This window comes from Paenibacillus sp. ACRSA (assembly GCF_022346845.1).
In the GTDB taxonomy this organism is placed as follows: domain Bacteria; phylum Bacillota; class Bacilli; order Paenibacillales; family Paenibacillaceae; genus Paenibacillus.
On sequence record NZ_JAKRNP010000006.1, the window covers coordinates 207,328 to 221,622 of the forward strand.

The 14,295-nt window shown below is 43.6% G+C and carries 15 protein-coding genes; 2 read left to right on the plus strand and 13 right to left on the minus strand.

Features of this window, described 5'->3' with window-relative positions:
- The first annotated feature begins 263 nt into the window (after window positions 1-263).
- Window positions 264-1,304: a LacI family DNA-binding transcriptional regulator gene (locus tag MH215_RS18695; RefSeq protein ID WP_239292538.1), complete on the plus strand. Its 1,041-nt coding sequence runs from the start codon at window positions 264-266 to the stop codon at window positions 1,302-1,304.
- Window positions 1,305-1,429: 125 nt separating this feature from the next.
- Here MH215_RS18695 and MH215_RS18700 read toward each other — a convergent pair whose 3' ends face one another.
- The 13 genes from MH215_RS18700 to MH215_RS18760 all read right to left on the minus strand — a co-directional run bounded on the left by MH215_RS18700 (window position 1,430) and on the right by MH215_RS18760 (window position 13,190).
- Window positions 1,430-2,443, minus strand: coding sequence for a DUF4272 domain-containing protein (locus MH215_RS18700; RefSeq protein ID WP_239292540.1), 1,014 nt, complete (start codon window positions 2,441-2,443; stop codon window positions 1,430-1,432).
- A gap of 186 nt (window positions 2,444-2,629) precedes the next feature.
- The gene (locus tag MH215_RS18705; protein WP_239292551.1) at window positions 2,630-3,850 is read right to left on the minus strand and encodes an RtcB family protein; all 1,221 of its coding nucleotides are present in this window, start codon (window positions 3,848-3,850) and stop codon (window positions 2,630-2,632) included.
- Window positions 3,851-3,923: 73 nt separating this feature from the next.
- Window positions 3,924-4,361: a GNAT family N-acetyltransferase gene (locus MH215_RS18710; RefSeq protein ID WP_239292553.1), complete on the minus strand. Its 438-nt coding sequence runs from the start codon at window positions 4,359-4,361 to the stop codon at window positions 3,924-3,926.
- A 46-nt stretch (window positions 4,362-4,407) separates the two neighbouring features.
- The gene (locus tag MH215_RS18715; protein ID WP_239292555.1) at window positions 4,408-4,830 is read right to left on the minus strand and encodes a GNAT family N-acetyltransferase; all 423 of its coding nucleotides are present in this window, start codon (window positions 4,828-4,830) and stop codon (window positions 4,408-4,410) included.
- 254 nt (window positions 4,831-5,084) lie between these two features.
- Window positions 5,085-7,010 carry an ABC transporter permease gene (locus MH215_RS18720; RefSeq protein ID WP_239292557.1) on the minus strand — a complete coding sequence of 642 codons (1,926 nt, stop codon included), beginning with the start codon at window positions 7,008-7,010 and terminating at the stop codon, window positions 5,085-5,087.
- Entirely contained in the window at window positions 7,007-7,762 is a 756-nt protein-coding gene (locus MH215_RS18725; protein WP_239292559.1) for an ABC transporter ATP-binding protein, read from the minus strand. Before MH215_RS18725 ends, MH215_RS18720 begins: the two co-directional genes overlap by 4 nt.
- A 142-nt stretch (window positions 7,763-7,904) precedes the next feature.
- Window positions 7,905-8,909: a sensor histidine kinase gene (locus tag MH215_RS18730; RefSeq protein WP_239292561.1), complete on the minus strand. Its 1,005-nt coding sequence runs from the start codon at window positions 8,907-8,909 to the stop codon at window positions 7,905-7,907.
- Window positions 8,906-9,595, minus strand: coding sequence for a response regulator transcription factor (locus tag MH215_RS18735; protein ID WP_239292563.1), 690 nt, complete (start codon window positions 9,593-9,595; stop codon window positions 8,906-8,908). Before MH215_RS18735 ends, MH215_RS18730 begins: the two co-directional genes overlap by 4 nt.
- 4 nt (window positions 9,596-9,599) lie before the next feature.
- On the minus strand, window positions 9,600-10,148 hold the full coding sequence (locus tag MH215_RS18740; RefSeq protein ID WP_239292565.1) for a hypothetical protein: 549 nt from the start codon (window positions 10,146-10,148) through the stop codon (window positions 9,600-9,602).
- Window positions 10,149-10,202: 54 nt separating this feature from the next.
- The gene (locus MH215_RS18745) at window positions 10,203-10,901 is read right to left on the minus strand and encodes an SDR family NAD(P)-dependent oxidoreductase (protein WP_239292567.1); all 699 of its coding nucleotides are present in this window, start codon (window positions 10,899-10,901) and stop codon (window positions 10,203-10,205) included.
- A gap of 44 nt (window positions 10,902-10,945) precedes the next feature.
- Window positions 10,946-11,665, minus strand: coding sequence for a class I SAM-dependent methyltransferase (locus MH215_RS18750; protein ID WP_239292569.1), 720 nt, complete (start codon window positions 11,663-11,665; stop codon window positions 10,946-10,948).
- Window positions 11,666-11,907: 242 nt separating this feature from the next.
- On the minus strand, window positions 11,908-12,435 hold the full coding sequence (locus tag MH215_RS18755) for a YfiT family bacillithiol transferase (protein ID WP_239292579.1): 528 nt from the start codon (window positions 12,433-12,435) through the stop codon (window positions 11,908-11,910).
- 71 nt (window positions 12,436-12,506) lie between these two features.
- Entirely contained in the window at window positions 12,507-13,190 is a 684-nt protein-coding gene (locus MH215_RS18760; protein WP_239292581.1) for a class I SAM-dependent methyltransferase, read from the minus strand.
- 177 nt (window positions 13,191-13,367) lie between these two features.
- On the opposite strand from MH215_RS18760, the gene MH215_RS18765 reads away from it, so the two are divergent.
- A complete protein-coding gene (locus MH215_RS18765) occupies window positions 13,368-14,141 on the plus strand; it encodes a sporulation protein (RefSeq protein WP_239292591.1) in 774 nt (257 codons plus the stop codon).
- Window positions 14,142-14,295: the final 154 nt, after the last annotated feature.

Consider the following 14,295-nt stretch of genomic DNA (forward strand, 5'->3'; position numbering starts at 1 on the left):
AGTACACACGAATGAAGAACCAATCATTATTTTGTATTTGTTATTTATTAAAAATAACAAAACATAATTTTTTAGACAAAATTCGCCTTGATTTTTGTTCATTTTCTCTCATCTATGGATTTCACTTCTGCTTAAGCCAACCTAGAGCTATCCTCTTGAAATGTCTGTCTGTAATTCGATTCAAGGAAATTAATCATGTATACTAGAATCAGTTTCATAATTCGTTGTAGACAATACGGCAGAACTACGAGTGTAAGGATGGTATGATGAAGACGAAGGTAACAATCCAGGAAATTGCACACTTTACGGGCTTGTCGAAATTTGCGGTTTCACGCGCGTTGTCTGGAAAATCAGGAGTTAGTGACCAGACACGGGATGTTATCCTTAAAGCCGCCGGCAAGCTTGGATATTTCAAAGATAACGCTGCGTTATCTGGGGATGTCCACAATAGTAATGATCTTAATGATCCACAAAACATACGTTGGAGCGGGACGATTTTGATTTTGTTTCCTAACGTCCGTTATCAGAATCAGGAATCCGTGTACTGGGGTCCCGTCTTTAATGGGATATCCTCTCGGCTCAATCAGAAGGGTATTAATATACTGACACTGACAGAGCCTTCTGCTGACCAATTATTCACGTTATTAAATCCAGATGCCATTCGCGGCATTATTACGGTGGGCTCCATCTCCACACCGATCCTGCTTGAAATTAAACGGTTGGGTATACCTGTGGTCATGGTCGATCATCTAGATCCCGTCTTCCATAGTGACAGTATTTTCACAGATAATTTTGCATCGATGCGTGACATTATGCTCTACCTGCTTCGTAAGGGGTTCAAACGTTTCCAGTTTGTAGGTAACATCCATGATGCACACAGCTTCTATGAACGCTGGCTTGCCTACAGCTCAGTCCTTATGGGACACGGAATTGAACTCAACCAGATTCCCGAGCTTAGCAGCCCAGATCTTGAGGACTTTCGTAAGACCTTCAGTTCACTGTTTAACGAGTCCAATTTGCCTGAAGTATTTGTGTGCGCCAATGACTTCTATGCCCTCTCTACCATTGAGACATTAGAAGGTATGGGCATCCGTGTACCTGATCAATGTGTTGTCACGGGTTTTGATAATGTATACAACGACATTCCTGTGCTCGCTAGTGTGAACGTCAACAAGGAGTTGCTTGGTGCGCGTGCAGTGGATCAGATGTTATGGCGCATTATTAATCCCGAAAGTAATGTAGAAAAAAAGCTTATTCTCGCAGATGTTATTATTCGAGAACAGTTCGGCCGACATAGCGGCTGATCTATATTACATGTAGCCCAATTGAAACTATCACTATAAAAAGCAATACAAATACCCCATGCCATTCCTGAATTAGCATGAGGGTATTTGCGTTTTCCATCTTTAATTTATCAGCCTAAGCGCGCTTAGGTATCCGTTCTAACATCATCCCACTCTTGATCCAGATAACAGATTAACCAATTCAATGCCCGATGTCGTTCGTAGGCAACTCCGCCATTCAGACCCGCAGGCGGTGTAGTTTCTTTCACTCGACTGTCTACACAGACCCAGTTATACCGATAGATTAAATCTGCTTCATCTAGGATTTCGCTTGCACTACGGAACGAAGCTTGGGATATAAACTCTTCAAATGTGTCACATTGCTGCAAGTACCCTACCGCTTGTCCTACGTTACATAGTTGTGTTGGAGCCCCTAATTCTTGAACATAACCAAGAGCCCAGAGCATAACATAATAAGCTTCATATCCCCACGAGAAGGAAATTACCTCCTGCTGCTCCGCTCCATGCTGATGAATAAACCTTCGCTCTGCTGGAGAAAAGAATGAATCTGCATCATACTTATCAATGACCTCTTGGACAAGTGCGGTGGTATCTTCAGCACTCTCACCCGCACCCAAACATTCCCCCTTGAGAGCCGTAAGACATAGAGCCACTGCTCGCCTTGCCACTTCGTCAAGTGTTCGGATTCTGGTATGTTCCTCTCCAGCTCTGGCAGGCAAATGTGGATTGAATGGAATGCCCTGTTCGGTCAAAATACGTTCAGAGCGCTCCTTACGCTGAATACCAAATGCAGACTGAGGTCGAGCATCTTCTAGTAGGCTTGGATGTGCAGTTACTGTGTAATCTTCAACTTCCGAATCACCGTTCGTATCAAGTAACAATTGTCCTTGAGCATTCAATAGAGAGCCACCGCCCCAGAAGATCAGCGCATCAAGCTGATCCGCCAGCTGCAACAGCTCATTGAAAAACTCCTCGGATATGTCCTCATCCGTCTCAATGCCAATAACCATATTTAAGGTCGAGCATTTGATTAATACTTTCTCCTGGAGTTGAGGACGGTTTGCATCAATCTGACCAAGAAAATTCATCATGCCTTGGATCATAGCTGTAAATTGTTCCGGTTGCGTTCGACTCGTCATGATGTTGAATCCTTTGTTTTTTTTGCTAAACCATTTCTTATGAGTTACGGTAATATGTGTTTTATCTTCATTCAGCTCTATCCGATCTTGGGGATACAATGACCGAAGAAGTTCATGAACTTGCTCTAAGTCAAACTGTGAGCTGTATAAGGCACAATTTTTCAATGGATTCACCTTCTTTAGATATTAATCCTTGTACGGGTCAAACTCATTGCCCCCGGCCATGGCCACGCCAACAGGACGCAGAATATGATTCACTTTCAAGGTACTTGCATGGGCATGGAGCACATCCTGCAGCTTCTTATACACGAACGGACTTTCATCTGTTCCTGCACCACGCAGTTCTACGCCATACGCACGGATGGCTTGTTGCATCTGTTCTTCACTAATCTCTCCGCCCATACGTGTGCGGAGCTTATAATTCATTTTGCCAGCAGCCTGTGTACGACTCATAATTCGTCCTGCTCCATGTACTGTGCTACGGAAAGACTCCGTATTCTCATCGCTGTGAATTCCTTCGACAATGACCGAAATATCACCCATGCTTCCTCCAACAAAACCAAGCTGTCCTGGGGATAACGGTGTTGCACCTTTTCTTACTACAACCGTTTCTTCGCCAAAATGCTTTTCTTTCCATGCAAAGTTATGGTGGTTATGGACAGCGTATTCGCTGCGAGCTCCGAGGATATCCAGTACCTGTTCGATGACGTAGTCACGTCCTGCATATGCATACCTACCCGCAAGGGTCATCGCCTTCCAGTACATATCACCCATTTCGCTACCTAGATCAAACAGTGTAGGGGGTTGATCCATCGACTCACCAGGCGATTTCCCACTGAACTCACGCCCTGCTGCCAAGTTGAGGAAGCCACTCGCCACTTTATGACCGAATCCACGACTTCCGAAGTGATTGGCAATCCAGATCTTGCCCGTAGCTTCTTCCACGAAAATATCAACAAAATGATTACCACTGCCCACGGTTCCGAGTTGGTTGCGTGCCAGCGTCTTTAACTTCTGCTCTAGCTTAGGCTCGATGGTATCAAATAGCTTCCAGCTCGTATCATCAAACAATTCGTGGTCAATCGGTGTTGGATTGTTCCGTCCCACCCCAAATGAAACGACCCGGTTAATCTCATCCATCATCTTCGCAATCCCGTGAGCAATATCGTCCCACATTAGATTCGTACGTACCGCCTTGTTACCACAGGCAATATCGTATCCCACACCTGAAGGACTAATCATATTACGGTAGGCGACCACACCACCAATGGGCTGAGAATATCCTTTATGATGATCCGCCATTAATGCCACACCAAGCACATCTCCATACTGCGAGCAAGTCACAGCCTGACTCACTGCATTCTCCAGCGGTTCCCCCCAAACTTTAATGTTATCAATCACACGCATAATGTATAAAACCTCCTTTGTGAGAGCATGCTCCATTGGAATCCATGTGAATATGTAACAGCCTCAGACGAGATCAGCTAAATTGCTTCCTGTACCCCTGAACCTTCTCATCCTTGAACCCTAGCTTCTCATAAAACTGATGTGCTTCCTTCCGCTGATCGCCAGATACCAGAATCATATAACCACATGCGAGATCTCTAGCGATTCGTTCGATCTGTAGCATAAGCTTTTGGCCAATTCCCTGCCTACGCACCTGCTCAGATACAATCACATTCTCCACCACCATAAAAGGTTTGCACTGACCTACCAGATCCATACACTCAATACCCATCACAGAGCCGACCAGCTTGCCCTCATAGAATGCTCCGAGGATATAGTAGTGCCCATTCTGTTGAATGTATCGAAACATCTTCTGCATCTGAACCTCATTCGTTGGTGTCTCCATCAATTCATTGTATAGCTGACTTAATGCTGGCAGATCTTGAAGTTCAATAGCTCTTACGGTTACCATGATGGAATACCCCCTGTTGACCTTAAACGATTACACAATGGCTCATTTAAAGTTCTTTCTTAAAATAATAGTGTGTGTGCCCTGTTGGGGCATTCTCAATAACTGTCGTGATTGTGTACCCATGCTTCTTGTAAAATTCTGGTGCTTGAAAGGAAAATGTGTTTAGCATAACAAAGTCACATTGCTTCGCACGCGCAAGTTGTTCCACCTCAAGCAGAAGCTGTGAACCAAAACCTTGCTGACGCTGATCTGGATTTACCCACAAAATGTCGATTTCAATCCAGTTCCAGCATAGTGTACTGAGTATACCTGCCACAATCTCGCCAGCCTCATTTTTCACATGGAAGTTTAGTTCCTCATACCGATCTCTGAGTTCAGCCGATATATGACTTGCATTATACGCTATTAATTGCTGACGAACATACTGAGAATCTTCTGCAGTACTTGAATTTAAGTTATGATTGGACATGATTCTGTTCTACCATCCCTTCTATAAACTCTTATCTTATCGCCTCAGTATCGAAGCATTCTTTCATATGTAAAGTACCATCCACCTGATCATTATTTCGCTACACTTCCTTGATCCTCCTTTTTTTCCATTAGTAAATGACTCGGGCGTGTCTTGTAACTCCTAAACAACCTTAGCTCAGGTAATCCGATAGGATACCAAACTAAGGCTGTTTATACGTATGCTGAGATGATTCTCTTCTCCTGATCTCTGATCTACAATGATTCTCTAATCACACGTTTATAATACAAGACAGATAATAACCCAAACATCGAATACAACATCGTATATACAATCATCACGATCACCATTGGTGTCACGAGCTCAGTACCGAAGAAGAACCAGCCCGACTTCACCGCAAAATAACTATGACTCAATCCAATAACTAACGGGATACCAAAGTTAAACAATTGCTTCAATTGAATACCGCGTAACAGATTGGCTTGGGTGAAGCCGAGCTTACGGAGTATCGTGTAATTCGGCTTTTCTTCTTCACTTTCGTTCATTTGTTTGAAGTATAGAATACATCCTGAGGTAATTAGGAAGGTCAGACCTAAGAAACCTACGATAAACATAATAAGTCCCATATTGGTGCGCTGATTGTTGCGAATTTCGATCTGAGCGAAATTAGGCACTTGCAAGTCTAGTTCCGTATATATCGTGTATGCTTCCTCCGCCTGCGCAGAGCTTACAATCTGTACACCGTAGTAATTGACCTCATCTTCCTCCTGCAGCTTAGGATCGAGATCCTGTTGAAGCTGTTGATAGACCGCTTCGTCCACCACAGCGACCGGTGTTCCTTTCGTATAATACGTAGGGAGTACTCCCTGCTTCGAGGTTCCAATTAACTCCTGATCAATACTATGATTCATCCCATGCAGAACAATAGACCCTTTTTCCCGAATCGGAATTAATTGCCGAACGACGTTTCCATACCCCATAAAGACCACTTCACCCGGGGTGAGATCCAAGTCATCCACCATCTGGTCGCTCACGACACTGCTGTACAAAAACTCCTTACCTTGAGATTCATTCATGATATCTTTTCCATCAATTTCAATGAAAATCGGTTGTCTGTGCTTTACCTCATAAGCAATCTCTCGCTGATCCAATTCAGCTACAAATCGATTCTTCACATTCGCTTGTGCAAACGAAAAATCCTCTGGCACACTCTCTCGCGCTTGAGCTTCTGCCGAATAATATGAAATATATGTTAGAGACAACATGCCAATTGCAAGAGCCGAGACCGTTGTAATAATGGTCAACAACAAGGCATTCGACTTCATGCGGAACATAATAGATGATAACGATAACACCTCATGAATAGATAGGTAACCCTGTTTTCTTTTGCGAATCAGATTAAACAGAAAACTAACGGAACCTTTGTAGAACAGATAAGTGCCCAATATAACAGAAAACAGGATCACAAGCATCGTGACCATCAATTGGTGCATATCGAGTGCGGCTCCACTGAACAATTGGGCTGACAAGACATAGCCGAATACGATGAGGATAATCCCTAATACACCTACGATAACCTGCCCCGTTGACATCTGGCTTTGTCGCTGCTCCGAGGTTGAAGAGACTCGAAAGAGCGAAAGAATACTCTGTGCTCGAATGAAGGTGTAGTTCATCAACATGATCAGCATGTACAATGCAACAAAAACAATGATCGTCTGAACTAACGCCATCGGAGAGAAGACCAACTTCGTAATGGCATCTACACCAATAATTTTGAATAAAATCATGAGGATCAGCTTTGATCCAAGGAATCCGATCAACACACCAATAATCATAGAACCGAAATAAAGAATGAAATTCTCTACACTCAAAATCCGAAAAATTTTACCTTTGGTTAATCCAATAAGCTGAAACAATCCAATCTCCTTACTGCGACGTTTGATAAAGATCGTATTGGCATATAACAGAAAAATGGCTACAATGACGATTAATAACACCGATGATGTACCTATTGCAGCTGCACCTTTAACGGAGTTCTCGACTTCTGTCATGGATGAATCGTACTGTAATGTCACAAATGAAAAATATAAGGAAACGCTAAAAATTAGTGCAAAAACATAAAGATAATAATTTTTCAGATTTTTGCGTAGATTGCGAAAAATAATGTAGTGTAGACTCATTGCTGCACACCACCCAGTACACCCTGCGTTTTGATAATATCATTAAAGAAGATCTGACGTGACTCGTCCCCTCGGTTCAATTGGGTGTATATCTGTCCATCGCGAATAAAAATAACTCTGCTACAATAGCTCGCAGCGCCTGGATCATGCGTAACCATAATAATCGTTGCCTGATGTTTAGTATTCATATTACTGAGCTTACCAAGCAGATCCGAAGCTGATTTGGAATCCAATGCTCCTGTCGGCTCATCTGCAAAAATAATACTGGGATCATGAACGAATGCGCGTGCAGCCGAAGTCCTCTGTTTCTGCCCACCCGAGATTTCAGACGGATATTTATCTTTTAGTTCAGCAATTCCTAATTCCCCTGCAATGTGGTCGAATCTACGATGTGCCTCTTGTTTCGCTATGCCCGTGACGGAGAGTGGCAGAAGTACATTTTCCTTAACCGTAAGTGTGTCCAGCAGATTGTACTCCTGGAATATAAAACCGAGATGTTGTTTACGGAATTCAGCGAGCTGCTTCTCCTTCATCCCAGTAAATTCTTTACCCTCAATCTCTATCGTGCCTTGACTGACACGATCAATCGAGGACAGCACATTTAACAAGGTTGTTTTGCCTGATCCGGAAGGTCCCATGATGCCAACAAACTCCCCTTTTCGCACCCCCAGATCAATACCTCTTAATACCTCTTGTTTGTTAAATTTATCTCCATATACTTTATATATTTTCTTCGCTTCCAAAATGAACATGTCCCACTCACTCCTTCTCGATATGCTTCTAGGCATCCTTCGTAATCAAACGCGGCTCTCTGAACAATTATTATCATAAGGGGAATGGGATTATTTATCCTTCGATCGATCTAACAAAACCAAAAAGCATGTGACATTATCGTCACATGCCTGCAAGCCGCAGCATTTCATTCTCTCGTGGAAAAGTTAACTGTACTGCTGTACCTTCTCCCGGAACGGAGTGCACATGAACATCAACTCGAAGAGTCTGCGCAACCTGCTTCGTTAGATACAGTCCCATGCCTGTAGCCGTTCCTTCGAGCCGCCCTTGAGTGGATGTGAAGCCTTTATCAAAAATACGCGGTAGATCCTGAGCCTCTATACCTCGCCCCTGATCCTCAATGGTAAGTACAACATGCCCCTCATACTCTTCACTCATAATAACAATATCGGAGGATTCACTATATTTCACTGCATTACTCAGAAGCTGGCGTATGATGAAGCTCAGCCACTTACTGTCTGTCAGTACATGAGTAGCAGATAAAGATACATCGAACCCAATTCCTTTGGAAATACACCATGACTTTAACGCTCGAACCTCCCCAACGATTACAGGCTCAATCTCCGTATTCTCCACAAACAAGTCATTGTGCATAAACGGAATGCGTTTCTGATGAAGCTGTTGATCCAAGAGCTGATGTATACGCAACCATTCATACGTCATCTGTGTCCGCAAACGATCGTCAGGCATCCGTTCAATCATTAGCTGTAATGCCGTCAGTGGCGTCTTAACCTCATGAATCCAAGAGAGGATCTCGTCCTTCTCCTGTTCTAATGAACTAAAATGAGAAGTCGATTCCTTCCGATAACGCTCGGTCTGAGAAGCCACAGCATCATGTATAATGCGCTCATACGGACTATCCGCTTGATCCAGCTCGGCGAGATCATATGTATGATCCCAAGAAGTCAATTTTTTGTAATAACGCGTCTCTTTCGGGTATCTCGCCCAGATAAACACAATACATATGACAACCTGTAGCAACACGATATAAGCCAACGCTTCAAAAGGAATAGATGTATCCATATAAGCAACAAACAAAGTGATGAGCTGTATGAAAATCAAGAGTAACAACCAAGTCAGCTTCTCACGTAAATACTGCCAAATCATATATTTGCCTCTTCCGTAGCCTGATAACCTTGTCCTACATGAGTTTCGATATACGAATCCAAACCAAGAGGTTCTAGCTTCTTCCGCAATCGATTCACATTAACCGTCAACGTATTGTCACTGACAAAATGCTCATGATCCCACAGACTACGGATGAGTTCTTCACGGTTCACAATTTGATTTTTGTGTTCGACAAGCACTTTAAGAATCAACATCTCATTCTTCGTTAATAGAACTGCTTGCTGATCGCGAGTAAGCGTATTTTTCACATACTCAATCGTTGCACCTCGCCAAGTCCGTAATTCTACCCGCTCTGTATTGTAATTGTATACGCGCCGCAGCGTTGCCTGGATCTTCGCAATCAACACTTCAAAGTGGAAGGGCTTCTGCACAAAATCGTCAGCACCCAGATGCATGGACATTACCATATCCGTAGGATGATCCCGTGAAGACAGAAAGATAATAGGCACATTGGAATGCGCCCGGATCAATCGACACCAGTGAAATCCATCATATTGCGGCAGCTGAATGTCGATGATGACAAGTTCAGGCTGAATACGACTGTATGCCTCCATCACTTTGCCAAAATCTTGCACGCCATAAATATCATATGACCACTGGCTCAATCGATCCTTCATTTCATTAAATAGGGACTCGTCGTCCTCTATCAGCAAAATTTTGAACATTAGATTATTTTATCATTCCTTTGTCGAGCAGCAGTTGGTAAATATCCATGCTCTCACCATCCTCAGGGTTCGTAAACGTGATCAGATAAATGCTGTACGATTGGCCTGTCTGCTGGATTTTGAAGGCTGTTCCAGGTCGGAGCCAATCAGGTGACAACTCAATCTGTTTCACAGCGTTTGTTCCAACAGCCAGATAGTTCCACTCCGTTGACAACGTTGGATCATCCTGAAAGGCAAATTTCTTAAATCCGCCCGTATTCATCCATGCAATGTGCGCAAACTTGGCGTCTGGAGCCTGTCCACTGTCGTATAGAATCTTCCAAAAACCAAATCTATTGCACTCCAAATAGAGCAAAATTGGATTATCCCCTTCTCCTGCCTCAATCACCTTGTATTCCAGCTGATTCGCATTATATCCCTGATGATAAGTAGAGTATGACGTTGAATATCCTCCCCAAGATAAAGCAAGCTTCAAGCTGTTGGCTCTAACGATCAGTAGGGTAATTACAGCAATAATCAAGAGCGACAAGATAATCCATCCTATTTTCTTCAAAAGCTCACTCCTTGGTGGCGAAATTCGGACTGAACTTCAGTCTGAATTCCTTTGCTACTTCAATTGGGCTAGAAGTCGCTCTGCAACATCTCTCGCATCTTGCAGTTGGCCTGCTTCGTAAGCTTGACTGAATAGTGTAGATAGCGCAAATTCTGCTTCGCTCTTACCTCGTGCCACTGCCTGTAACTCTGTATCGACCATACCTGGGTCAAAAGTTAGCACTTCAACTGGATTCACCGCGCCGTCTTGCTCTGTCGTAAGACATTGTGTAAACATGTTGATGCCTGCTTTGGCTGTGCAGTACGTTCCCATAGCGGGCGCTGGATATTGCCCTGATGCAGAAGAAACGTTCACAATTTTTCGCCTTACATTCATAGCATTGCTATGGCGAATAAAAGAAGAACTTAATATCATGGGTGCTACCAAGCTAATGTTCAAACTGTGACTGATCTCTGCGGCATTACATTGATCTATGGGTTTTAACGGTTCAACCATGGCTGCATTATTAACCAGTCCAACGATCTCAGCTTCCTGTGCTGGAATCTGTGCCAGAATTCGAGTAATCATCTCATCGATTCCCGTATGATCACTAAGGTCATACGCGTAATGTGTATATTGAGAATGAGCTGTTAACGGCTCATGAGTGCCTCGTGAAATACCATGAACCCAAGCCCCCCTTTCCAATAACAATTCTGCTAATTGCATCCCAATGCCTTTAGAAGTACCTGTGATGATATAATGTTCTGTTCTCATTCGTCATCCTCCTAATTTAAGTTTAAACCGTACGATCTATGTAATTATGCGCCTCTCTTCTTCCACAACGTCACCCATAGGATGGGTATGCCAAACTCAGCATCTTCCTGATTCATTGTCTTCATTGGTCGTAACTCCACACATTCGAACGATTCCTCCAGCATATAGCGGAGCTTCTCTTCCGTAAATGCTAGACCACCCTTCATTGATTTCTCCCGGTATACATCCCAATCATCCATAACAGTCTCTGGCCCGCCCATACCTCCGAATCCTGGAGCAAAACAAGTCATGCCAAAGTAGCCTCCTGGTCGAAGCGCATTATAGATCATCTCCAGATACGGTATACGCTGATGGGGCAAGAGATGATGAAGACAGCCGGAATCATATACGAGATTATATTCTGCATGCGGAGATAACTCAAATACGGATCGACACTCAAAGTTAACGGGGAGTTGTTCTTCCTCAGCTCTTTCTTTTGCCCATGCAATGGCCGTTTCGGATAGATCGTATGCATCAACTTGGTAACCCTCACGCGTCAGATAGAGCGCATTTCTACCTGGCCCACAACCGAGCTCTAGCGCCTTGCCTCCAGTCAGCAGTCCCGAGTTCACATGTGCTACCAGATTCTCATCAGGCTTATTCGGGAAAAAGGGAATCGGTCTGCTGCGATCTTCATAAAAGGGTTCCCAGAACTGCTTCGCAGAACGAAATTCCGCATCTAACATGTCATATACATCTTGAATATCTTTAATTGTTTTCTCCATTGCTTTTGCCTCCTCATTCAGATGAAAATCTCTTACAGAATCAGCACTTCAAACCGCTTTCCCTCAAAATTATAGCACACTCTATTATAATATTTTTATCCAGAAGTTCTCCATTTTTCTTGAAAAACCCCCATGATTTATAAGTATAAAATGGGCATACAAAAAGACGTCTAGGAGATCGTATTGCTCCACTGAGACGTCCTTACTACTTCCCTATGAAAGGTAAAAAAGTTATACCAATCTCATATACCTAATCGTTCCCGAAGTGAAGTAATATGAGCGACATGGTGTCTGCCATGCCAGGAATAGAAGCCTAGGTTATAGTCCAATCTAGTCGTTTCTTGTGAACCTGGGTGATAGAATGATTTGGCAAAATCCGCATCTGTTAAGGTATGTAGCAGCCCGACCCACCGGCGGTGTAATGCATCTAGAATCTGTAGGGAGAATTCGATATCCAGTTCCCGTGAATCACTAAGCTCAGCCCAGCGATCCTCGTAATAAGGCTTGATCGTTGGATTATCCTCGGTCAGTGCCAACTTGAATCGAATCATGCTGTTCATATGACTATCCGCCATATGATGGATCACTTGTTTAACCATCCAGCCCCCGTCCCGGTAAGGTAGGCTCAACTGTTCTGGGCTCAATCCTTCTACAGCTTGACGAGCGCTAGCGGGTAACTGTGCAATGTCCTCAATCCACTGTTCTCTCTGAGCTACTGTAATTTCCCCCGAATGTTCGAATGATCCAATAGGATATCTCAAATCCTTCATGTATTCCCTCCACACCTCAGTTTAAATATCGATACAGAATTATTAATACAGAACTTCTGAAACGATAGACCTTACTTACTTGCTCTTACTGCTTTCCAAATGTACTTGCGCTCCTGTACACAGATTCTTCCGTCAACCAGGCTTTCTTCTAGTTTAGCTTGAAATGCTTCCTGGAGCTCGGGCAACGTATAGTCTGGATTTCCCGGCGTATCCGATAGAAACAATGCAAATTCATGTTCATTAGGGAACACTAGAACTGCATCGTTGAATTCTTCGATTTCAATATCCTCATATCGGTTATTCAACAACCGCTCTCTCACCTTATTCACATCGCCATGAATACCGATGATTGTTCCACCTTTGCGAAGCACTCGGCCATGTTCAATGATAGAGGTTGGTCCGCGACGATCATAAATTAGGTCAAACTGTTCATCCACAAAAGGCATCTTCGTCTTGGTCGTAGCGTGTACAAACTCTACGTTCCTCACACCAGACGATGCTAGCCCCGATAATGCGATTCGTATCATCTCGCTGGAGTTGTCGAAACCGGTAACGTGCTGAGCGTAAGCTGACATTCGCAATGTAAACTCACCATGACCACATCCCGCGTCAAGTACCGTGTTATGGAGAGGTAACATTTCGATTAATCGCTTTTCAAACACATCTTCCGCTGAGTGTCCTTCGACGATAAACTTCGACCTGCCCCGATATCCTCCGTTACGTCTCGCAATCATGTCATACCATTCCAGTCCCATTCGATTCCCCCTCCGCATATTCCTTTATTTAACTATATTCGACAATGACCGTTCATTTCCCCCAATATTCCGAGAATTTTATACTATAAAATTTGAAACGGCAATCCTTCACATTCCGTATAAAGGGTCGAAGTCGTATTTTTTCCCAGAAATCGAACTGATCCGGAGGTTGAGCAAATGTCATTTTTCAAGAAATTGTTAGCTAGTGTAGGCGTAGGCGCAGCAAAAGTAAATACGGAATTAGATACTCCTGAGGTTATCCCAGGCGGTGTTATTACAGGAACGGTATACATACAAGGTGGTGATGTCGAACAGAACGTCGACCGAATATACCTAAGTATTCACACTCATTACCAACGTGAACGCGATGATCGTAAGTTCAAGGAGAAGGCAACTATCGCCAAATTCTTGTTAACGGATGGCTTCACCTTGCAGCCAGGCGCAAAGCTGGAGAAACAGTTCTCATTTGACCTACCGGAAAATCTTCCGCTCACGCTGCATAGTGCCGAGGTATGGGTGGAAACAGGCCTTGATATTGCAAGTGCTATGGATCCTTCGGATCGGGATTTATTACGTGTTGTACCAACCCAAGAGATGCGTACCGTCTTAGATGCCATAGACATCCTTGGCTTCAAGTTGCGTGAAGTCACCAATGACTACGCACCTAAACTTGGCGGCAATCTGCCCTTTGTTCAGGAATTTGAATTCGTACCCACGAATAAGTTTCGTGGATATTTGGATGAGCTGGAGGTTCTGTTCTATCCAATGGGCGACTCGCTAGAGCTGCTGCTACAGATCGATCGTCGTGCTAGAGGGCTTAGTGGCATTTTCTCAGAAGCGATGGGTACAGATGAGAGCTTTGTCCGACTACACCTATATGAGCGGCATCTAGCGCGCGGAGCACAATCGGTGGCGCAAGGGTTGGAAGAAGTTATTTCGAAGCACATTTAATTCAGTGAAAGTGATATAGAACTATAAACAAACGATAATTAACAAACAATACACAAGAAATCATAAAAAAAACAAGCAGTTCTCCCTAGTTAATCGGATAGAGACCTGCTTGTTTTTTTAGTTCACATGTAATACTTCAATTAAGCCTAATACT